The 20,574-nt window shown below is 43.5% G+C and carries 22 protein-coding genes; 14 read left to right on the plus strand and 8 right to left on the minus strand.

Features of this window, described 5'->3' with window-relative positions; translation table 11 throughout:
- Window positions 1-34 precede the first annotated feature (34 nt).
- The 8 genes from uraH to RAH45_RS10435 all read left to right on the plus strand — a co-directional run bounded on the left by uraH (window position 35) and on the right by RAH45_RS10435 (window position 7,218).
- Window positions 35-403, plus strand: coding sequence for a hydroxyisourate hydrolase (gene uraH, locus RAH45_RS10400; protein ID WP_068407216.1), 369 nt, complete (start codon window positions 35-37; stop codon window positions 401-403).
- Window positions 404-515: 112 nt separating this feature from the next.
- Window positions 516-1,856, plus strand: coding sequence for a urate hydroxylase PuuD (locus tag RAH45_RS10405; RefSeq protein ID WP_068407219.1), 1,341 nt, complete (start codon window positions 516-518; stop codon window positions 1,854-1,856).
- Window positions 1,857-1,957: 101 nt separating this feature from the next.
- Window positions 1,958-2,950 carry an allantoinase PuuE gene (puuE, locus tag RAH45_RS10410; RefSeq protein ID WP_068407222.1) on the plus strand — a complete coding sequence of 331 codons (993 nt, stop codon included), beginning with the start codon at window positions 1,958-1,960 and terminating at the stop codon, window positions 2,948-2,950.
- Between the two features lie 59 nt (window positions 2,951-3,009).
- Complete coding sequence (locus tag RAH45_RS10415; RefSeq protein WP_306495262.1) at window positions 3,010-3,564, plus strand: ureidoglycolate lyase; 555 nt, start codon at window positions 3,010-3,012, stop codon at window positions 3,562-3,564.
- A 130-nt stretch (window positions 3,565-3,694) separates the two neighbouring features.
- On the plus strand, window positions 3,695-4,531 hold the full coding sequence (locus tag RAH45_RS10420) for a bifunctional allantoicase/(S)-ureidoglycine aminohydrolase (RefSeq protein ID WP_068407228.1): 837 nt from the start codon (window positions 3,695-3,697) through the stop codon (window positions 4,529-4,531).
- Window positions 4,532-4,742: 211 nt separating this feature from the next.
- Window positions 4,743-5,033: a Trp family transcriptional regulator gene (locus RAH45_RS10425; protein ID WP_068407232.1), complete on the plus strand. Its 291-nt coding sequence runs from the start codon at window positions 4,743-4,745 to the stop codon at window positions 5,031-5,033.
- A gap of 69 nt (window positions 5,034-5,102) precedes the next feature.
- Complete coding sequence (locus tag RAH45_RS10430; protein ID WP_191690441.1) at window positions 5,103-6,521, plus strand: anthranilate synthase component I family protein; 1,419 nt, start codon at window positions 5,103-5,105, stop codon at window positions 6,519-6,521.
- Window positions 6,522-6,555: 34 nt separating this feature from the next.
- Window positions 6,556-7,218 (plus strand): anthranilate synthase component II, encoded by a 663-nt coding sequence (locus tag RAH45_RS10435; protein WP_191690439.1) that lies wholly within the window; start codon window positions 6,556-6,558, stop codon window positions 7,216-7,218.
- A gap of 138 nt (window positions 7,219-7,356) precedes the next feature.
- Here the strand turns inward: RAH45_RS10435 and RAH45_RS10440 are convergent, their stop codons facing one another.
- The 5 genes from RAH45_RS10440 to gdhA form a co-directional block, all read right to left on the minus strand.
- Complete coding sequence (locus RAH45_RS10440) at window positions 7,357-8,100, minus strand: amino acid ABC transporter ATP-binding protein (RefSeq protein WP_102077631.1); 744 nt, start codon at window positions 8,098-8,100, stop codon at window positions 7,357-7,359.
- Between the two features lie 73 nt (window positions 8,101-8,173).
- Window positions 8,174-8,857 carry an amino acid ABC transporter permease gene (locus tag RAH45_RS10445; protein ID WP_180952590.1) on the minus strand — a complete coding sequence of 228 codons (684 nt, stop codon included), beginning with the start codon at window positions 8,855-8,857 and terminating at the stop codon, window positions 8,174-8,176.
- 53 nt (window positions 8,858-8,910) lie between these two features.
- On the minus strand, window positions 8,911-9,747 hold the full coding sequence (locus RAH45_RS10450; protein WP_191690437.1) for an amino acid ABC transporter substrate-binding protein: 837 nt from the start codon (window positions 9,745-9,747) through the stop codon (window positions 8,911-8,913).
- Between the two features lie 535 nt (window positions 9,748-10,282).
- Complete coding sequence (locus RAH45_RS10455; protein WP_191690436.1) at window positions 10,283-10,867, minus strand: PepSY domain-containing protein; 585 nt, start codon at window positions 10,865-10,867, stop codon at window positions 10,283-10,285.
- Window positions 10,868-11,084: 217 nt separating this feature from the next.
- Window positions 11,085-12,431 (minus strand): NADP-specific glutamate dehydrogenase, encoded by a 1,347-nt coding sequence (gene gdhA / locus RAH45_RS10460; protein ID WP_191690434.1) that lies wholly within the window; start codon window positions 12,429-12,431, stop codon window positions 11,085-11,087.
- Between the two features lie 797 nt (window positions 12,432-13,228).
- Between gdhA and RAH45_RS10465 the strand changes: the two genes are divergently transcribed.
- The 6 genes from RAH45_RS10465 (at window position 13,229) to RAH45_RS10490 (ending at window position 17,633) form a co-directional block, all read left to right on the plus strand.
- Window positions 13,229-13,591 carry a roadblock/LC7 domain-containing protein gene (locus RAH45_RS10465; protein WP_010201036.1) on the plus strand — a complete coding sequence of 121 codons (363 nt, stop codon included), beginning with the start codon at window positions 13,229-13,231 and terminating at the stop codon, window positions 13,589-13,591.
- 284 nt (window positions 13,592-13,875) lie between these two features.
- Window positions 13,876-14,370, plus strand: a complete 495-nt coding sequence (locus tag RAH45_RS10470) for a PAS domain-containing protein (protein ID WP_082894364.1) — start codon at window positions 13,876-13,878, stop codon at window positions 14,368-14,370.
- 3 nt (window positions 14,371-14,373) lie between these two features.
- Window positions 14,374-15,123, plus strand: a complete 750-nt coding sequence (locus tag RAH45_RS10475) for a PhnD/SsuA/transferrin family substrate-binding protein (RefSeq protein WP_191690431.1) — start codon at window positions 14,374-14,376, stop codon at window positions 15,121-15,123.
- Window positions 15,124-15,309: 186 nt separating this feature from the next.
- The gene (locus RAH45_RS10480) at window positions 15,310-15,936 is read left to right on the plus strand and encodes a hypothetical protein (protein ID WP_191690429.1); all 627 of its coding nucleotides are present in this window, start codon (window positions 15,310-15,312) and stop codon (window positions 15,934-15,936) included.
- Window positions 15,937-15,986: 50 nt separating this feature from the next.
- Entirely contained in the window at window positions 15,987-16,598 is a 612-nt protein-coding gene (locus tag RAH45_RS10485) for a hypothetical protein (protein ID WP_306495263.1), read from the plus strand.
- A 375-nt stretch (window positions 16,599-16,973) separates the two neighbouring features.
- Window positions 16,974-17,633: a class I SAM-dependent methyltransferase gene (locus RAH45_RS10490; RefSeq protein ID WP_102077624.1), complete on the plus strand. Its 660-nt coding sequence runs from the start codon at window positions 16,974-16,976 to the stop codon at window positions 17,631-17,633.
- Between the two features lie 111 nt (window positions 17,634-17,744).
- Here RAH45_RS10490 and RAH45_RS10495 read toward each other — a convergent pair whose 3' ends face one another.
- The 3 genes from RAH45_RS10495 to RAH45_RS10505 all read right to left on the minus strand — a co-directional run bounded on the left by RAH45_RS10495 (window position 17,745) and on the right by RAH45_RS10505 (window position 20,474).
- Window positions 17,745-18,266 carry an HdeD family acid-resistance protein gene (locus RAH45_RS10495; RefSeq protein ID WP_068407267.1) on the minus strand — a complete coding sequence of 174 codons (522 nt, stop codon included), beginning with the start codon at window positions 18,264-18,266 and terminating at the stop codon, window positions 17,745-17,747.
- 187 nt (window positions 18,267-18,453) lie between these two features.
- On the minus strand, window positions 18,454-19,227 hold the full coding sequence (locus tag RAH45_RS10500) for an NTP transferase domain-containing protein (RefSeq protein ID WP_068403858.1): 774 nt from the start codon (window positions 19,225-19,227) through the stop codon (window positions 18,454-18,456).
- Entirely contained in the window at window positions 19,224-20,474 is a 1,251-nt protein-coding gene (locus RAH45_RS10505; RefSeq protein ID WP_068403860.1) for an XdhC family protein, read from the minus strand. The genes RAH45_RS10500 and RAH45_RS10505 overlap by 4 nt, the downstream gene beginning before the upstream one ends.
- Between the last annotated feature and the right edge of the window lie 100 nt (window positions 20,475-20,574).

A 20,574-nucleotide genomic window follows, 5' to 3' on the forward strand; every position in this document is an offset into this window, starting at 1 on the left:
ATGTGCTTATTTTTACTATATAAAAGGAATGATCATGTCAGGCACTCTCTCTTCCCACATTTTAGATACCCATCTTGGCAAACCTGCCGCTGATATCGCAGTCACCCTCCACCGCGTGCCTGCAAACGGTGAGACCTATCTATTGGCAACAGGTGTCACCAACGCCGATGGTCGAGTTGCCGCTGACAGCTGGAAATTTGATACTAGTATCGATATCGCTAAATATCATTTAGATGTTGGCCGTTATACCTTGACGTTTGCGACCCAAGCCTATTTTGACGCGCAAAATCTCACGGCATTTTACCCGCAAGTAGTCATCGATTTTATGATCAGTGATGGCGGTCATTACCATGTACCGCTACTGCTCAGCGCACACGGCTATAGTACCTATCGCGGTTCATAAATGAATGGCTTAATGGATTTATAGCTATCTGTTTTACCGTTTTCAATTAACGACAGAACGCTGAACCAAACATTAAATAAAAAAGTATTGCAAAGAAAAGGACAATTCGCGCATGGGTGCATATCTTCTCGACTGGGTCGCTTTATTTTTCCGCTGGTTTCACGTCATCGCTGGCGTGGCGTGGATTGGCGCCTCCTTTTACTTTGTTTGGCTAGACATGAGTTTACGTAAGCCGCCACAGTGGAAGGCGGACAAGGGTATATCCGGCGACTTATGGGCGGTACATGGCGGCGGATTTTATGAAATTGCCAAATATAAGCTTGAACCAGAAGAGATGCCAAAAACCCTGCATTGGTTTAAATGGGAAGCTTATACCACTTGGCTTACTGGCATGGCGATGCTGGCTATCGTTTATTATTTCAATGCGACTGCCTATCTGATTGATCCCAGTAAAGTCGCTTTTGGCAGCAGTATCGGCGCGATTTCGACCAGCTTATTGTTTTTATTTGGTAGCTACTTTCTGTATGAAGTGATTGTTCGTAGTCGTCTTGGTAAAAACTCGCTGATTTTTAGCAGTATTATCTTTATATTACTAGTGATCGCTTGCTGGGGCTCTTATCAGCTATTTAGTGATCGCGCTTCATTTATTCATATTGGTGCCATTTTAGGGACGGTAATGGCGGGGAACGTCTTCTTTGGTATTATGCCTGCTCAGCGCGCGTTGGTAGATTGTGTGCGCCGCGGTGTGAAGCCCGGCAAAGAAGTGGCGGATTTGGCGCTACAAGCAAAAAACCGCTCGCTGATGAATAACTACTTTACCCTGCCGCTTATCTTTACCATGATTAGCAACCACTATCCGATGATGTATTCACATGCGCACGGTTGGTTGGTGTTAGTATTTGTCGGTATCATCACAGCAACGGTACGTCATTATTTTAATCAAAAACACTTGGGGCATCACAAGCCAAAATTCCTCTGGATTCCGGCATTAGCAACAGTATTATTGATTATTTGGATGCGTCCTGCCCCTGTTGAGCCATTACCCGCTGCTAGTGCCTCTGTTTCTACAGCAAACGCTACACCAGACACTACATCGGACACTACGCCACCAGTTACTGCTGGTTCAGCCGATAACTCGGAAATGAGTGCTGCTACCGAAACTGGCGCTGCCAATGAAGCGGCTACCGAAGTCGTACCTGTGACTGCCTCAGCAGATGATGCCATTATGGATATCGTCCACACCCGTTGTACCACTTGCCACGCGGCGCAGCCAACCCAGCAAGGATTTGCCGCACCGCCATCGGGCATCATTTTGCAGACGCCAGCAGATATGAAAATCCATCAAGACAAAATTGTCACAGCGGTACAAACTGGCTATATGCCACTGGGCAATCTCACTCAATTGACCGATGCAGAACGCCAACAACTCGTCGCTTACGCTTCAGGGCTATAGTTATTTAATGAGACAGTTATTTAGTCAGATAATTAGTTAATGAGCCGACAGTAGAAATACTCACCTTTAATTTGCTTTATTGTATTTAGGATAGTTTAAAAATGAGTCAAAAAATAACCAGTGATTTTAATCACGACACTTACCTACGTGACTTAAAAGGCTATGCAGGCAATCCGCCAAATGCCAATTGGCCGGGCGGAGCAAAAATTGCGGTACAATTTGTACTAAACATTGAAGAAGGCGCAGAAAATAGCGTTATTCATGGCGATGGTCAATCGGAGCGCTTTTTATCGGATGTACTAGGTACGCCCGAATTTAACAACCGCCACCAATCTATCGAATCCGCCTTTGAATATGGTAGCCGAGTCGGCGTTTGGCGCGTGTTAGATACCTTTAAAGAGTATGGTTTACCCATCACCACTTTTACCTGCGCCGCAGCAGCTGAAAAAACGCCGCATATTATCGAGCGCGTGCTAGAAGATGGTCACGAAATCGCCAGTCACGGGCTACGCTGGATTACTTATCAATATATGTATCGCGAAACGGAACGCGAACACGTGCGCCGCGCTACCGAAATCTTCGAGCGTATGCTTGGTCGTCAGCCGCTTGGTTGGTATACCGGCCGCGATAGTCCCAACACGCGTGAGCTGGTTGCCGAACAAGGCGGTTATATCTATGATTCAGACTCTTATGCCGACGAGCTGCCCTACTGGCTCAATGTCAAAGTAGAAGATGGGCAAAAAATCGCCCGCAAGCCGCATTTGGTCATTCCTTATAGTTTAGAGACCAATGATATGCGCTTTGCTTCAAGCCCTGGTTTTACCAATGCTGAGCCTTTTTATCAATACTTAAAGGACAGCTTTGATACCTTGTATGAAGAAGGGGATAAAAATGGTAAAAACGAACCCAAAATGCTGACCATCGGTTTGCACTGCCGCATCATTGGCCGTGCGGGCCGTATCACTGCTCTCAAAAAATTCTTGCAATACATTACTAGCAAACCCGATGTCTGGATATGCCGCCGCGATGACATTGCCAAACACTGGTATGAAAACCATCCAGCTACTGATGATAACATCGCCAACTGGATGTAATCATCTGGCGCTAGCTAAACTAAATACATAAAACTGCTCATTAAACAAAAGGTGACATCATGACTACCACAATTATCGCGAGGCCTTTAACCAAGGCCGAATTTGCACCTTATGGTACGGTGATTGAACCCTATGACAAAGAAGAGCAGACCTCTGAAAACTGCTTCTTTATTAATAAAGGTTATGCGTGTCGACATCATGCGATTACGCAGGCTACGCTTGACGGCGGCGATGTTGGCTTCAGTATCTTTCGTGCCAAAAAGCGCGAACTGCCTATCGCCTTATCGGTGATGGAGTATCATCCCTTTGGGTCGCAAGCGTTTTTTTCGATGAATGGTCAAGATTATATTGTCGTCGTCGCACAAGCTGGTGAACCACCACATTCGGCCGCTGATTTATCAGTGTTTTATGCCAAATCGCATCAAGGCGTGCAATACGATGCCAATGTCTGGCATCATCCGCTGCTGGCACTTGGTCGCGACTCAGATTTTTTGGTCATTGACCGTATCAATGGTGAGGGTAATAACTGCTACGAGCTGGCCATTGATGATTGGCAAGTGAATATTGAAGTAGCAAATGAACAAGCCGAACCAAATACACAAATCGCAGACTAAGCTGAACTATTTAAGCTATTTTTAATGCCTTGCTTAAATGAAAATAAGACTTAAACAGCCGTACTCACCCTTTATCTCTTGAAGATAGACACTAATTTAACACAGCAAAACCCCCTAAGGATTATTAATAATGCCAATTAAAAGTACCTATTACGCCCCAACTGGCGGCTTACCGCCGCAAACGCAACTGTTATCTGACCGCGCTATTTTTACCGAAGCGTATGCGATTATCCCCAAACGGGTGCTCACCGATATTGTGATTAGCTACCTGCCGTTTTGGGAAGGTATGCGCATGTGGGTGATTGCGCGTCCTTTAAGCGGTTTTGCAGAAACTTTTTCACAGTACATCGTTGAAGTCGCTCCAAACGGCGGCTCCGACAAGCCTGAGCTCGACACTAATGCCGAAGCCGTGCTGTTTGTCGTTGAAGGTGAGATGGATATTACTATCGAAGGCGTAGCCCATCATCTTGAAGCCGGTGGTTATGCTTTCTTACCACCTGCCTGTCAATGGACGCTAAAAAATAATAGTAATGAGCCTGTTAAATTTCACTGGATTCGCAAAGCCTATCAGTTTGTAGAAGGACTTGATGCGCCAGAAGCCTTTGTCACCAGCGATCATGATGTTGAAGCAATTGAGATGCCAGAAACCAATGGTGTTTGGAAAACCACGAGATTTACCGAACAGTCTGATATGCGTCACGATATGCACGTCAATATCGTTACTTTTCAACCAGGCGGCGTGATTCCGTTTGATGAAACCCATGTCATGGAACATGGTTTATATGTGCTAGAAGGTAAAGCCGTCTATCACTTAAACGGTGAATGGGTCGAAGTTGAAGCAGGTGATTTTATGTGGCTACGCGCATTTTGCCCGCAATCTTGTTACGCCGGGGGCCCTGGTCCATTTAGGTATTTACTCTATAAAGACGTAAATAGACACATGCCGTTTATACGTCCACAGCGTTAATTTATCTAAAATTATAAATGACCTAAAAGCCAGCATATCACCATGCGCTGGCTATTATTTTTATTTTCAATTTAACCTTCAACATCAAGCGTTAAACAAATAACGCTAAACGTCCAAACACGTTACTTGTTTTTCTTGTACTACTGTACTAGAATACTGAAACGAAACAATATTTTGCTTATTATCCTTTCTCTTACTAAGATTATATATTATGAGCGCCAATCCTTATCACAGTCTATTAACTCATTTGGCCAGCTGTCACGATAGTAGCGCTATCGACGAGCTATTTACTGCGCTATTGACCGATAAAGAACAACAAGAAATCGCCAATCGCATCCGTATTTTTGATTTGTTAGAGCGCGGTATCACCCAGCGTGAGATATCTGAGCAGCTCGGCGTCGGTATCGCCACTGTCTCGCGCGGTGCGAAAGCCATGCAAAGTCACGATGTGAGCGCCCTACTTAAAACTCATAGAGAAAATACGCATAAAAAAGACGCTTAATTGGGCAAAAACATAATTTCATTCTGCCTTATTTTTTTGATAAATCATTGAACTATTTTGGACATCGTTATGACCGCTTCTACTTCCAAGCCTGACCAACCTGCTGCTATCGAAATTCCTAGCAAACCACAGCGTATCAAACTCACGCAGGATATAGATTTTTTTGCGTTATTTAAGCGTATTGAGCACGCTTTTGAAACTTGTTATTTGCTTGAATCATTGGGCGAGGATGGACATATGGCGCGCCACCATGCCATTGGTTTTGACCCAGTGATGACTATTGCCGCTATCGACCGTACCACCTTAGCAATTACTGATAATAAAACCGCCGAAACCACACATTATCAAACTGACAATCCTTATCAGCTATTACGCAGCATCACCCCGCAGCACGTTATTGCGCGCGACCAAAGCGGCGGACTGGTTGGCTACTTGGGTTATGACAGTGTTAATTTCTTTGAGCCAAGTCTCAACGCCAAAGCCAGTGATGATTTTGAACCCTTTAAATTTGGCGTGTATTTAGATGGTTTAACGCTTGATAAGATGACCGGTGAGATTTTCTATTTCTACTATCCAACCGCGCAGCAAGAAAATCGCATCGAGCAAATCAAAGCCTTACTTGAAGCCCCCATCCCCAATTATGAACCACCCTCAGTAGAGTTTTTGGGGGATGGCATGAGTCAAGAGGAGCATGCCAAAGCGGTGCTGCAAGTCAAAGAAGACATCATCTCTGGGCGCATCTTTCAGTGCGAAGTTGGCTTTAAATCCAAATATCGCATTTTCGGCGACAAGATGCCAATTTACGAAAAGCTACGCGCGGTTAATCCGTCACCGCATATGTATTTTATGAAATTTGCTCAGCAATGCATTATTGGTGCCTCGCCTGAGCTACTGTTTCGCCTGCGCCAAGGTGAGATGGAAACCTACCCATTAGCGGGCACTGCTAAGCGCGGCGTCGATATCGCAGAAGACCGTAAGCTTGCCCGCGCGCTACTGAATGATGCCAAAGAGATTGCCGAGCACAATATGCTGGTCGATTTGCATCGCAACGATATCGGCCGTGTGGCACAATTTGGTACGGTAAAGGTGCGTAGCCTCATGGATATCAAACGCTTCTCACACGTGCAGCACATTTCTTCTGAAATCGTCGGAATTTTGCACCCCGATGAAGATATGTTTAGCGCCCTTGCCAGCAATTTCCCCGCCGGTACTTTATCAGGGGCGCCAAAAGTGGAAGCCATTAAAGTGATTAATGAGCTTGAGCCTGATGGCCGCGGTGCTTATGGCGGCGCGCTAGGCTCCTTTAATTTTAATGGTGATTGTATTTTTGCCATTCCTATTCGCAGTCTATTTATCAATGGTGAGTCGGCTTATGCGCAAACTTGCGGCGGCAATGTTTACGACTCCAATCCTGCTGATGAATACTTAGAAATCCAGCGTAAGCTGTCAGCGATGAAAGTGGTGTTAGACAGCTTTATGACAGCGTGAATCCATTGTACTTTTGCTAAAGAGCTTATGCCTTATGAATGTTTTAATTATCGACAACTACGACTCTTTTACCTTTAACCTTTATCAATATATTGGCGAGATTTTACAAACCATGGATGGTGATAAAGACGACGCTAAACAAGCGGCAAATGTCATCGTCAAACGTAATAACGAAATTACCTTGGCTGATGTGCAGGCGATGAATCTTGACCGCATTATCATCTCACCCGGCCCTGGTGCGCCTGACGACTCGGCCTATTTTGGTATTTGCGCCGAAGTGATTGAGGTTATGGGCAAGACGACGCCGCTATTGGGCGTTTGCTTGGGCATGCAGGGCATTGCGCATGTCTTTGGCGGCGAAGTGGTACGAGCCAGCGTACCAATGCATGGCAAAGTCTCAGCCATTCGCCATGATAATGCAGGTGTCTATCAAGGCTTGCCACAAGAGATAGAAATCATGCGCTATCATTCCTTGATGGTAAAGGCAGATACGTTACCAGATTGCTTAACTGTTACCGCCGTCGTGAGTAATGATGCCCATCATGACTTAAGACTGACAGATGCAGCGGTCGCAGGTGATGAGATTATGGGACTTGCGCACACTGACTACCCGATACAAGGTGTACAATTTCACCCAGAGTCGTTTGCGACTGAGGGGGCGAAGCGTTTATTAACGAATTTTTTATTGCAGGTGTAATGCAGGGTTTTAAAAGGCTAATGTTAAAAAGCATAAAGGTGTAGTCAAAATGTCCTAAAAACGCTACGGTATTGCTTTTCACTTACTATACAATAAAAAAGACTGGCTATTTAGAAGCCAGTCTTTTTTCAAAATGAACTACTGCTCGATACGCTGCAAAAACGCTTGCGTGCGTGGATGCGTTGAATCTTCAAATAGCTGCTTGGCGCTACCCTCTTCGACTATGTGACCGTCTTCAATCAAGACCACATGGTCAGCAACATCACGCGCAAAGTTAATCTCATGGGTCACCACCACCATCGTCCAGCCTTCAGAAGCCAACTGCTTCATCGTTCCAAGCACATCTTGTACCAACTCTGGGTCAAGCGCCGAAGTTGGCTCATCAAATAGCAACAATGACGGCTCAATCGCCAGCGCACGAGCAATACCAATACGCTGCTGCTGACCACCAGACAACTGAAACGGATACAAATCTGCTTTATCCGATAAGCCGACTTTATCAAGTAACGCCAACGCTTGCTCGCGCGCTTGCGCTTTACTTTGTCCTTGTACCACCGTCGGCCCAAGCATCAAATTCTCAATGGCTGACTTATGCGGAAATAAATTATAAGACTGAAATACCATGCCTGACTTGCGTTGCAAAGCGAGTAAGGTTTTCTTTTTTGGCTTGGTGGCAAAGTCGACGGTCAAGCTGCCATCATCAAATGCAATTACCCCTTGATCAGGAATCTCTAACGCATTCAGACAGCGCAAAAACGTGGTTTTACCCGACCCTGATGGACCCAAGATGACCACTACCTTGCCTTTTTCAATGGACAAGTCGATGCCTTTGAGCACTTGATTGCTACCAAAGGCTTTGTGGATATTAGTGACTTGAATCATAGAGGTTTCCGCTTACAAATGAAAAAACGCTGATGGTAAAAAACGACAAGATGGCTATATTTTTTAGCAAAAATTATTTCGCCACATAACGATCAAGCCTGGTTTCAAGTTTGCCCTGAATAAAGGTTAAAAACAGACAAATTGCCCAATAAATAAACGCCGCTTCGGTATAAACCAGCATAAACTCATAATTACGGGCGGTAATGATTTGCGCCTGTTTAAACAGCTCCGTCACCAGTACCAATGACGCCAAAGACGTGTCTTTTACCAAACTGATAAAGGTATTGGACAATGGCGGTACCGACACCCGCAGCGCTTGCGGCAAAATCACATGGCGAAAGGTTTGTAGATAGGTTAAACCAACTGTGGAGCCCGCTTCCCATTGACCTTTTGGAATAGACAGAATCGACGCACGCACCGTTTCCGACGCATAAGCGCCAATGTTCAACGAAAAGGCGATAATCGCTGACGGAAACGGGTCGAGCTTCACGCCAACACTTGGCAAGCCATAAAAGATAATAAATAGCTGCACCAACATCGGCGTACCGCGAATGGCAGACACATAGATACGAGCAAGCCGATAAAGTATCTCATGGAACCATCCTGCACGCGGCACGATGCGAATCAAAGCTACCGTCAGCGCAATCACCATTCCAATCGCAAATGATATCAATGCCAGCGGTATCGAATAATAAATACCGCCTTTGAGCATTGGCCAAAATGAGTTGATAACGATTTGGGCGCGTGCAGCATCCATAAAGGGCAATAGTGCCAATAAATCGCTTAATACTGAGGTTATAGACGCTAGCATTATTTTTGTTGACTTATATCAGCACCGAAGAATTCTTCGCTAAGTTTGGTTAGCGTGCCGTCAGCTTTTATCTCAGCCATGGCGCCATTGAGTTTTTCGACAACTGCGTCATCACCTTTCAGCAGCACCAAGCCCGAACCCGTCTGCTCACTGGCAGGCGCAACCAATTTAATCTCAAGATTGGCGTCTGGGAATTTTTTTAGATAGTCCAATACGGCAAGGTTGTCATTCATAGTAAAGTCAGCGCGGCCTTGTTTGACCAACTGAATCGCTTGCGCCATACCATCGACGGGAACGATTTCAGCTTCATAACGCTCTGCCAGCTCACCATAATTACTGCTAAGCGATTGCGCTGAACGCAGTCCTTTTAGCGCTTCCCACGAGCTATAACGATTGTCATCAGTCGGTGCCAACACTACAGCGCCTGACCAGCTATATTCAGTCGCTTTATCATATTTCGCTAAGCGCTCAGGCGTGGTCAAACCTACCTGATTGGCAACCATGTCAAAACGTTTTGAATCCAAACCTGCTAGCATGGCATCCCACTGGGTTTCTTTAAATTCAACATCCACCCCTAGTTTATCAGCAACCGCCCGCGTTACTTCGACATCATAACCGGTCAGCTTACCGCTCTCATCATGATAGGTGAACGGCGGATACGTACCTTCAGTACCGACATTAATAGTGCCGCCATTATTGATACGTTGGAGCAAATCAGAACCACCAGTCGCCGCACTATCGGCTGCATTGGTATCAGCATCAGTAGTAGGCGACTGATTACAAGCGGCAAGTAATACCGTACTGGCGGCAAAGGCTAAAAGCGTACGACGTTTCATAAGACGTCCTTATAAAGTAGGTGAATAAGGCAAAAAGTAGCAAACCAATAAATAGGGTGAAAGCATTACAAGCAGTCTTGACTAAAAATTGTGCCTATTGGCTGTCATGCTTGGCTTTGGCTTCCCGATTTGAGGATACTGCGGCTATTTTTCAATACTATTTTTCTATTATGTTGCATCAAATAGGCTAAGTGACGGTTAATATTCATAATATTTTTAACGGCAATCCTACTTATGCAACCATGACTTGCTCATATACTAGCGCAGTTGGGTAAGAATAAACGTACAAAAACAGTGAGTATGCGTAAGATTGTTAAGCTTTACTCATTTATAAGGCTTTATATAGCGGCTTTTTAGATGAAAATCCTTGATGAAGCTACTTATTCATAATAAGGGTAAGACGAGCTTACTTTGGTTATATTCATATTAAGCGTTTATTATATTGAGTGCTCGCATAGTAAATAAGCCGTTTTCAATAAAAAAGACATCAACCCTATGACTGATGTCTTTTATACTATTTTTATCAAAATAACTGCTACTTTTTGAACTTATTGGCAAATGTTTTACCGCTGTTAGCGTCGACATTAATACTAACAATCTTGTTACCTTTTAATAGGTCAGCTTTATAATACGCCGTATGATTGGCATAATCGCGATCATTCTCAAATTCAATTTCTAATATCTTACCACCCGTTTGTTTTTCAGCGATATTAATGGCCTTCATAATATCGGTTTTTGCTTTTTTCTGAATTTGGTAAACGTTGATATCATCGCCATCAAGACGATCCGTTTCCTTTTTTACAATTTTACCTGTATTGGCATCTACTTTGATTTCATAATTGACGCTATCGGTACTGAATTCTAATTCATAGACGCCACCTTTGCCAATGGCATCGCTATCATCCTCATCAAAATCGGCACTGATTAAAATACCAGAAGCTGATTTACTGGCGATAGTAATGGCTTGCTTTAAGCTAATTTTCGCAGCTTGCGCAGCGCGTACTTCGTCTACATTACTAGCGGCACTGGCGGCTGTAGTTATGACGCCCGTCGTCAAGGCTAATGTCAGACAAGCACCCAATGTTGTTAGCTTAAAACCTTTGAGAATTTTATTCATCATATCGTCTCCTGATTCATATTTTTATTTATTACTATCGATTTTGTTTACCGTATTTTTTATTCAACTCTACCGCTTTTCTTATCATAACGCTGATGAGATAGACCTGTGCAGCAAAAAAGTATCCTAATGTATCATCATTGTTTGCAGTCAAAAAAACCGCGCCTATCCTCTTAGATAAGCGCGGTTTATAAAAAACTGCTTTCGTATTAAGACAAGTTTAGTTCAAGATACCATAAGCACATAAGGCATCAGCAACGCGTTTAAAACCAACGATATTTGCCCCTGCCATATAGTCGATATAACCGTTATCGGTCTGGTTATATTTTTCTGAAGCGTCAGCGGCGCAGTCGTGGATATTTTTCATAATGCACTTTAAGCACTCATCGACTTCTTCAAAGGTTTTATATTGACGTACAGAGTTTTGTGACATCTCAAGACCCGATACCGCGACCCCGCCTGCGTTGGCCGCTTTACCTGGTGCATAGTGGACGCGGTGCAAACGCACATAGTCAATCGCATCAGCGGTCAGTGGCATGTTAGCGCCTTCGGCAATATATTTAATGCCGTTTTCAACCATTAATTTGGCATCTTCTTCATCAACTTCGTTTTGGGTCGCTGATGGAATGGCAATATCACCTTTGATATGCCAAGGTTTTTGCTTAGCCAACCATTCACCGCCGAATACATCGACATAATCACACAACGGCTTACTTTGGGCTTTTTGCTCTTTTAGCCAGTTGATTTTTTCTTGGTCCATACCGTTTGCATCGTGCAGCGTGCCTTGTGAATCAGATACGGTCAGTACTGTTGCACCCAGCATGTGGGCTTTTTCAGCGGCGTGGAGTGAGACGTTACCGGCACCTGATACCAACACTTTTTTGCCTTTGATGTTATCGTTTTGAGCGGCAAGCATGTTTTCTAAGAAGTAAACTGCGCCATAGCCGGTCGCTTCAGTACGCATTAAGCTACCACCAAAACCCACGCCTTTACCGGTCAAGACGCCGCCGTGCTCACGCGTTAGATTCTTATACATCGCAAACATATAGCTGACTTCACGTCCACCGACGCCGATATCGCCTGCCGGTACATCGATGTCTTTACTGACATATGGATGCAGCTCACGCATAAAGGCATAGCAAAAACGGCGGATTTCGCTGTCAGACTTACCTTTAGGATCAAAATCAGCGCCACCTTTACCGCCGCCCATCGGCAATCCAGTTAAGGCGTTTTTGAAAATTTGCTCAAAACCTAAGAACTTAAGGACCGATTGGTTGACGGTAGGATGAAAGCGGATGCCGCCTTTATAAGGACCTAAGGCGTTGCTGAATTGTACACGCCAGCCGCGGTTGACCTGCACTTCACCCTTATCGTTTTCCCAATTGATACGAAAAGCGATAACACGGTCAGGCTCGACAAGACGCTCAAATATTTTGAACGTATCATATTCCGGATGGGCGTCGTATAGCGGAGCAATGGTGATTGCAACTTCTTTTACCGCCTGAATAAACTCAGGTTGATGGGCGTAACGTGCTTCGACTTTTTCGATTGCCTGACTGATACTCATATAGGTTCCTTAGGGTAAAAATGGTCATCGTGCTGATTCACGCGGGTGTTTTATCGCTTAAATACAAACGATGGGATTTAAAACACCAATGTGAGATTGAAATCGTTTCTATACGCTAGTAAATATAGAAACTGGGGGATTAGAAGCCAACTGAATGTGTCTCTAAATCGTAAACCCAGAAGCACAAACAATTTTTATCTCATAACTATATAGCATTTTTTTGCTGTATAAGTCTAGTAAATATCACCATCATCAAAATTTATAAAGGATATTTATTTCATTGGTGGTGTTCTAAAAAGTATGCTGGCTATAAAAGTCAATAAAAAATCTATGCTAAGTTTACTGATTCTATAGGGCTTTCAAGGCTTTAAAAATTGTTCAAATTTTAATCAGCATACTTTTTGACACACCACCATTTCATTATAATCTATCAATAAACCCGCCGTGAAAACTCGTTAGTCAAAAAAATGACCGTGCTTATTTGAGTCATTTTCGGCAATGCTTTTTTTTACTTGCTACTTTGACTCTATAATAAAAACATCTTAATAGAAAATAAAAACACTAAATAACTTAAACTATGCCAACTTTTATTTATTAATCGCAATGAAATTGCGATAAACGGTAGTGAAATAGTATTGAGCGGTAAAAAAAACACCGAATATTAAGGCTTCAAACGTTGTTCAGCCATATCAATGGTGATAGTAAGGATTTATAATATCGCCCGCTAGTCGAAGACTAAAATCAGCAAATCCTCAATCCCAATTATCCCCTTATTTATTCGTCACAGAGAAATCGTTATGCGTACAGACTCATTCCAGCAAATCTTGGAAGACCTAAACAGCTCATCTGCCGATGTTGAAGCATCTGCCCTTATCTCGAACGACGGTCTTATGATTGCATCGGCGCTGCCTACAGGCGTTGATGAAGACCGCGTTGGCGCGATGTCTGCTGCTTTATTATCACTAGGTGACCGCGCAGGTCGTGAATTGGCTCGTGGTAGCATCGACCGTATTATGATCCAAGGCGAAAAAGGCTATGTGATTATGACCTCATCAGGTGATGAGGCGGTATTAACCATTATGGCAAAACCAAACGCCAAACTTGGCTTGATATTCTTAGATATTAAGCGCGCCTCAGAAGCCTTGGCAAAACTTATCTAATACTTATTTTTAAAGTTCTGTCATTAAGACTTTATGGGCTATCAGCGCTATAAACTACTTGATAAACAACACTTTAAATGAAAAATCATGCCTTGTCTTATAAAAATTATTTAAGGTATTGCATACCGTTTATATTGAATAAATCTAACAGTGCGGTTTAAAACCTGAGTTTAATTGTCAGTTTGCCATATAAATTTAAGTCATACGCTTAAACCAAATATTTTTTCAATAAGGTTTACGCTTTTTAATAATTATCACAACCATGATAAATGAAGGAGATTACAATGGGTTCTCCACTCCCCGACGCCATGAAGCCTGACATGCCAGCAGAAGAAGTCACTCTGACTTACCACGACGGCACTTCGCGCACTGTTTATGACACTGGTATCGAACGCCCTTATCCTGACGGTAAATTAATCGTCTCACGTACCGACTTAAACGGCGTTTTGACGCACGTGAATGATGCCTTTGTCGAGATTAGCGGCTATGATGTCGATGAATTAATCGGTAAGCAGCATTATATTTTACGCCATCCTGATATGCCAAAAGCGGCTTATAAAGACCTATGGTCGACCGCCGACGCTGGGCAAAAATGGCATGGCTATGTGAAAAACTTATGCAAAGATGGCAGTCACTATTGGGTTTACGCGACTGTCGTACCAAACGTGCGCCGCGGCGAAACGGTTGGTTATACTTCTGTGCGCCGTAAACCATCGCGCAGCAAGATTGATGCGGCAATCGCCCAATATGCCGAAATGAAACAAAATGAGGAAGGCTAAATCATGACGACACATAATATGTTAATCGCGCCTGATTTTTCGCCGGAGCGTTTTGCAGGCTGGCACATGTTTAATACTTTGATTCAAAAGCGTGCCAATCTCAACATGCACCTAAACATCCCTACCTCGCATGCTGAGCAAGAAACCGTTATCAGTGAAGGTGATATTCAAGTTATTTATGCCAACCCTTTTGATGCGGCTACCCTTATCCGTGAGCACGGTTACCATGCGGTTGCGCGCCCTATCGGCAAATCTGATGAGATGGTCATCGCCGCGGCGGCAAATAGCGATATCAATAGCTTAGACGACATCAAAGCTGGCGCTACTATAGCAATGGCTGATAACCACGATGTAAAATTGATTGGTTTACGCCTGCTTGAAGCGGTCGATATCGAAGATAATGACCTTAACTGGTCAGTGACTGAAACATATCAGGCAGCGGCGCGCCAAGTGATTAAGGGTGACGCGCAAGCAGCGTTCTTTTTGGCAGAGATTTTCCATAGCTTTTCACGCCTAACCAAAGCGCAGCTATCAGTGTTAATCGAAAGCGATTTGGCCGATATCAGCCACGTTTTGCTGATTAAAGACGGCTTTCCGGATACTGACATTTTGATGGATGCCATTTTGAATCTGCATAACGATGATGATGGTAAAGAAGCGTTGACTGAACTTGGTATGCCGCAAGGTTTTGAAGCTATGAACGAAGAAGACGCAGAATTTATGATTGATTTGATGCAAACGTTACTTGACTAGCAGGTTCATTGGCATCTTACTGCCGTCATAGCCTATTAGGCTACAATAATGCTAAGCAACCATCGCTATGGTCTATCACGTCATAGCGATTGAGCAAAGTGGTGGCCTAATAGCATTTTTATTAATACTTTTTGAATAACTTTTTAATCGCTTTTTGCATAGTGCTATGACTAACAGGACACGCTTATGTCTGCTTTAGATCTCATCAAAGAAAGTGAAATGGCAGCACGGCGCGTCTATCGTCTTTATTCGCGTAAAATATTTATCGCACCCAACAACCGCCATTTTCACGAACAACGTATCAATGCTGCCCTACTGTTAAACGAAAAAGAACCACTACAAGGCGCGGTAGCCGATTTTTTTTATGGCTGCTGGTATGACATCCCTTATGATGTCACCAATATGTTTACCCGTCTGCAAGGGCGCATGCTGCCGCCTATCGAGCAAGGCTTTCGTGATTGTATCGATAAAAAAAGCTATATCCAAAAAAACAGTATGCTGGCAACGCGCTGGAGCGTACTGGTCTCACCATCTTTAAATGAACAGACGCAGCGCCTGCGTATCAGTAGCGATGACGCCAAAGAAATCGCTAAAGACATCACCAACGATTTGATGCTCGCGCGTGACAATCAAGACTGGGATACCATAGAGCAAATCGAAAACGAGTTTTTTGCCCATTGTATCGCGCGTCACGACCGTCTGGCATTCTCCTTGGTTTGGTTTCGCTTGGGTAAAAGCGATTGGCAATTCGATGCGCGCTGGAATGACTGTCAGCAAAAACTTGAGCAAACCAAAGACACACAAGACGCTTAACGTGCTTATTTTTCATAGCATCATCAACATTCATCTAACGAGTAGCCGCTATGTCTTCTTATTTAAACGCTGATAAAACCTATCTGACCTTGACCCCAGCTGGCATTTTTGAGGCATTTTCGCAAAGTGAACCAACGCCTGAGCAGTTATCCTTGCAAGATTTATTGTCGCATAACGAGACGCTGCTGGCCGCTGACTGGCTCGAGCGCTATTCTGATGAATGGTTAGACAGCTTTTTAGAACATGGCTGGATTGAGAAGCTGTCGCTATTTTTGCCCGCGCCAAATTTGCCGCTTGATCAATTTTTACCGTATGTGGTTTCAAGCTTGTCGGGTAAACGCCGCGCGGCGATTGGTTCTGATGAAGGGTTTTGTCTGGCACGGATTGGCTATAGCCAAGAAGAAGCGGATATGCTCAGTGTGGCGGCGGACTTTTCAGGCTTTATGCTACGCCAAAAACAACGCGGCTGGGCAGTAGAGAGCCAAGCGATTTCTTTCTTTCAGCAAGTTGATTTGCTGATTCCTGAAACCAGTTTTGTATTTTTATGGATTGATGGCTCAGGCTACGTGCTTATCATCGATGGCGAACCTTTAACCAACAACCGTGCCTTTGTTGAGTTGGTATGGGCGCTTAAAACGTCTGGGCTTAAATTTACTAATTAGACCGAATATTTAGCAAACTACACTTAATAAAACCAGTTGCTTCTTATAAATGCACTCTTTAACCATAAGCGGTGCATTTTTTGTATCTGTAACTTAAACTACTGAATATGATAATAAAAATTACCATTTATAATTTTATCGCGTAATAACAATACCCTTAGAATTAACAATAAAGGTTTAAACGTTAGATTATACTTATTATAAGCAACTGTTTACTTTTCCGTTAAATTTATAATTTTAATAAAAACCTCCATTGCTAGATTTTCCTCATCTTCACATTTCCAATGTTTTAAATCATCTTTATTAATAACTACATTCCCCGAACGTGGCAACTTTTGCCAAACCTTGCATTCTTGCTTATTTTTAGGACAGTTTATGGCTTCGCTAACCACTGTGCGCTTACGTTATCAAACGATTGAAATTGGCAATACTGACATTCATATCTGCACCCTACGCGACAATCAACAATTTAGTGACCCCGATAACGAGGCGCTGGACCTTGGTATTTGCTCGGCGTCGTGGCCGATGTTCGGCGTAATTTGGCCGTCAAGCTTGGTGCTGGCCAATCATATGCTTGATTATGATATTGCAGGCAAGCGTATCTTGGAAGTTGGCTGCGGTATGGCGTTATCAAGTCTACTACTGAACCATCGCCATGCCGATATTACTGCGACCGATTATCACCCGACGGTTGAGTATTTTTTGGATAGAAATACCACGTTGAACAATAATAAAGAAATTAACTTTGAACGCTTAGACTGGGCTGAAGACAATAGCCATCTTGGCAAGTTTGATATCATCATTGGTAGTGACTTGCTATATGAAGACCAGCATATTGATATCTTAGCGGAGTTTATCGAACGTCATGCGCTGCCAACTTGTGAGGTTATCGTCGTTGACCCTGGACGCGGGCGCAAAAACAAGCTGACCCATAAGATGGTTGAATTTGGCTTTAGCAGTCAGCACGTGAAACCTGAGGACACCACTTATCTTGAGCTACCTTTTAAAGGGCATATTTTGACGTTTTCGCGTTAATATTTAAAACAATCAAAACTTATAGAATAAAAAAAGACGCCATTTTACGGCGTCTTTTTTATGCATTTTATATCGCGATTTATTGCTAGTGTCATTTATAAGTTTATGTATTTACAAGCGTCGAACCAAAGGTGGTTGCACACGTGAATACATGATTAATGAGATACCATTAGATATCAGCTCAATGGCCAATAGGACGCCAAGAATATAAGTCGCTGACTGCGGATAGCTGGTGAATATCATGATAGCCAACGCAATCGAGATAAGCCCTGAGATTAATATTGGCACAAAAGCCACGGTTCGGCGTAAACCAAAAGCAACTATTACTCTGACAATACCCGTTGCCATAAATAAAATCGCAATCACCATGGTTAGGGTCAAAATACCTTGTAGCGGGTTTTGTAGTAGCTCAATACCAATAAATATGCCAAGTACACCGCCGATGGCCGCCAACACTTTACCCGTCGTGGTATAAGCACGGAACAGGGCAATAAACTGTAAAATACCAACCAAAAGAAAGACGAATCCAGCCAGTTGTTCGGCAGCGAAACTGGCGCTAAGCGGATTAAAAAAAGCAAAGATACCGCCAAGAATACTGATGATACCAACGACTAGCCACAGTGTACGACTCATAAGATCCCCTTACTTTATATTTATAATGCGCAAATGATATCGCAGGTTATTGGCAGCCTTGTATGACGGTAGTAATGTATTCAGGTAATCCTGTTACCATCGGTGCCTAGGCGTTGTACTATGCTTATAACCCTGCTAACGGTTTAGGCGTAATATACCTATCATCCAAACGATTCTTGGCGTCAAATTATTTATCAACCCAGCCCTGCTGTCGGGCATAGGCAAGTTGCTCGGGCGTATCGATATCATAGCTCAGCTGTTTATTGAAGACTGTACTGATTTCACTGGGCGAGAGCGCTCTGATTAAATGACGTAGGCCTTTGTCTCCACGTATATGAAACTGCCATTGTTTAAGTAGCTGATAATCGATAACTAACGGTAGACCAACGATGGGATTTTTCGTTTCATTTTTGACCTCGGCTTTACGCTCGATATGGTCGTCTTTTGATAACGTATCGAAAATCTGCCAATACTCATAAGCGCTAGCAGCCACTAGATGCTTACCGGCTAGCAATCCATTAACATGTTCCATATCCAATAAAACTTGGTCAACCCCCATAATCAACACTCGCTCAAGCGCTTCATGATTAAAATCTTTATCATTAACAAACTGAGTCAAGGCTTCAATAGCAGTATAAAGACTATGTCCCATACCAGTTTCGGGCGTTTGGTTAATGACAGTTTCGATATGTAGATGGGTGTCGCTTAGTTTTGCTATCTCACTAGCTATCGATGCCTTGTTTTTAGGAATAACAACAATAATAACTTGCGGATTTGTGCTTGCTGCCAGTCTTATCATATGGCTAATTAACGGAACACCATTTTTACAAAGCAGCTGCTTAGCTTGACCCAGACGACGACTGAGGCCACTGGCTAAAATAATGATGCCATGGTTGGTTTGCTGCTCAAGGTTTTGATTTGATATTGCGGCGCTATTTGACGTCGAGTCACTTTTCTTCATACATCGCTCAATATTTCAGATGTCGTATTATTGCTCGCTGAAAATTTGGCAGTCGCAGTTTGCTTATGCATAACGGCGCTTATTTGTGCCATGATGCCAAGTGCTAAAGCTTCAGGGCCATCACCGCCTAATTTATAACCAATCGGATAGTGGAGTTTTTTCACGCCCTCACTTAAACTTGCCGGATTGTCTTTGACAGCACGAATCTCATTTACCAAGCGCTCGGTTCGATAACTTGGGCCTAATTGCCCAAGATATTTATAATGAGTAGGATGCTCTAACAATAGTGAAAGACGGGCACGGTCTTGGGTCAAACTGTGCGACATCAACGCGACCGCCGCATGACGACTGAGCTTCAGCAGTTTCTCATTATCGTCCAATGCGACTGGCATCACGATATCCGCTTCGGGAAAACGCAGACGCGTGGCATAGTGAACGCGACTATCAATAACGCTGACATGCCAATCTTGTAATTTTGCCATGGTCACAAGCGGCATCACATCATTCCCTGCCCCGCAAATAAGCAAACGGTGTTGTGGTTGTAGACGCTGGATAAGCCATTCTGTGGTGATATCACCGTTTTTTAGGACAACGTATTCGGTATTTTTGTTAGAAACTTCATGCGTTGACAGTTTTTTAATGGTATCTCTAATCTCATGAGTAAAAATATTCGATTGCTCAATGAACCCTTTATTGCCCATACTAGCGCCACTGACAAAAGTTATTTTTTCGTTAGCAATATAGTCTTTCAAATCTAGCCGAAGCCCAATGGGTAAATGGTATTGATCATTTGCGCGAATTAACGTCGCTATCGTTGTAGGATTTTGGCTACGACGAACATGACGAATAACTTCTAAAAACGGCCTTGCGGCTGTCAAACGCTCAAACAGTACATGAACCTTGCCATTACAGCCCAAACCGAAATTTAGCTCATTTTCTAAATCGCCATTTCCATTGCCATTACTTTCACTATCATCATCTGCCTCGTCACTCTCATCACTACCCGTTTGATAAACCTGCACGTTTGCGCCATGACGCGTCAACCAAAAAGCACGTTTGATGATATGTGGTTCTAGGCAACCACCGCTAATCATCCCAACCGAGCGTCCATCAGCGCAGATAAGCATCATTGCCCCAGGCCGACGATAGGCCGAGCCTTCGGTACGTACTACCGTTGCTAACACCGCACCGATGTTTTGCTGCTGCGCCTCGCCTGCGAGCTTTAGAATATCAGCGACCTGATTCATAGTGCCTCTTATCTCTATTTATTTTTATTTTAGTTTCAGTTTTAATGATTAAAATTGCATTTCGCCTTATAAAAACCCGCTAGTGATGGCCGCTAGCGGG

Origin of the sequence: Psychrobacter sp. van23A (assembly GCF_030845275.1) — a bacterium.
Taxonomy (GTDB): Bacteria; Pseudomonadota; Gammaproteobacteria; order Pseudomonadales; family Moraxellaceae; genus Psychrobacter; species Psychrobacter faecalis.

Excerpts from the sequence above, each read along its gene's own strand:
- RAH45_RS10425 (WP_068407232.1), top strand. The coding sequence starts at position 4,743 with ATGAGCGCCAATCCTTATCACAGTCTATTAACTCATTTGGCCAGCTGT.
- gdhA (WP_191690434.1), bottom strand. The coding sequence starts at position 12,431 with ATGAGTATCAGTCAGGCAATCGAAAAAGTCGAAGCACGTTACGCCCAT.
- RAH45_RS10415 (WP_306495262.1), top strand. The coding sequence starts at position 3,010 with ATGACTACCACAATTATCGCGAGGCCTTTAACCAAGGCCGAATTTGCA.
- RAH45_RS10480 (WP_191690429.1), top strand. The coding sequence starts at position 15,310 with ATGTCTGCTTTAGATCTCATCAAAGAAAGTGAAATGGCAGCACGGCGC.
- RAH45_RS10470 (WP_082894364.1), top strand. The coding sequence starts at position 13,876 with ATGGGTTCTCCACTCCCCGACGCCATGAAGCCTGACATGCCAGCAGAA.
- RAH45_RS10455 (WP_191690436.1), bottom strand. The coding sequence starts at position 10,867 with ATGATGAATAAAATTCTCAAAGGTTTTAAGCTAACAACATTGGGTGCT.
- RAH45_RS10505 (WP_068403860.1), bottom strand. The coding sequence starts at position 20,474 with ATGAATCAGGTCGCTGATATTCTAAAGCTCGCAGGCGAGGCGCAGCAG.
- puuE (WP_068407222.1), top strand. The coding sequence starts at position 1,958 with ATGAGTCAAAAAATAACCAGTGATTTTAATCACGACACTTACCTACGT.
- RAH45_RS10475 (WP_191690431.1), top strand. The coding sequence starts at position 14,374 with ATGACGACACATAATATGTTAATCGCGCCTGATTTTTCGCCGGAGCGT.
- RAH45_RS10465 (WP_010201036.1), top strand. The coding sequence starts at position 13,229 with ATGCGTACAGACTCATTCCAGCAAATCTTGGAAGACCTAAACAGCTCA.
- RAH45_RS10430 (WP_191690441.1), top strand. The coding sequence starts at position 5,103 with ATGACCGCTTCTACTTCCAAGCCTGACCAACCTGCTGCTATCGAAATT.
- RAH45_RS10445 (WP_180952590.1), bottom strand. The coding sequence starts at position 8,857 with ATGGATGCTGCACGCGCCCAAATCGTTATCAACTCATTTTGGCCAATG.
- RAH45_RS10490 (WP_102077624.1), top strand. The coding sequence starts at position 16,974 with ATGGCTTCGCTAACCACTGTGCGCTTACGTTATCAAACGATTGAAATT.
- RAH45_RS10500 (WP_068403858.1), bottom strand. The coding sequence starts at position 19,227 with ATGAAGAAAAGTGACTCGACGTCAAATAGCGCCGCAATATCAAATCAA.
- RAH45_RS10440 (WP_102077631.1), bottom strand. The coding sequence starts at position 8,100 with ATGATTCAAGTCACTAATATCCACAAAGCCTTTGGTAGCAATCAAGTG.
- RAH45_RS10485 (WP_306495263.1), top strand. The coding sequence starts at position 15,987 with ATGTCTTCTTATTTAAACGCTGATAAAACCTATCTGACCTTGACCCCA.
- uraH (WP_068407216.1), top strand. The coding sequence starts at position 35 with ATGTCAGGCACTCTCTCTTCCCACATTTTAGATACCCATCTTGGCAAA.
- RAH45_RS10450 (WP_191690437.1), bottom strand. The coding sequence starts at position 9,747 with ATGAAACGTCGTACGCTTTTAGCCTTTGCCGCCAGTACGGTATTACTT.
- RAH45_RS10435 (WP_191690439.1), top strand. The coding sequence starts at position 6,556 with ATGAATGTTTTAATTATCGACAACTACGACTCTTTTACCTTTAACCTT.
- RAH45_RS10495 (WP_068407267.1), bottom strand. The coding sequence starts at position 18,266 with ATGAGTCGTACACTGTGGCTAGTCGTTGGTATCATCAGTATTCTTGGC.
- RAH45_RS10405 (WP_068407219.1), top strand. The coding sequence starts at position 516 with ATGGGTGCATATCTTCTCGACTGGGTCGCTTTATTTTTCCGCTGGTTT.
- RAH45_RS10420 (WP_068407228.1), top strand. The coding sequence starts at position 3,695 with ATGCCAATTAAAAGTACCTATTACGCCCCAACTGGCGGCTTACCGCCG.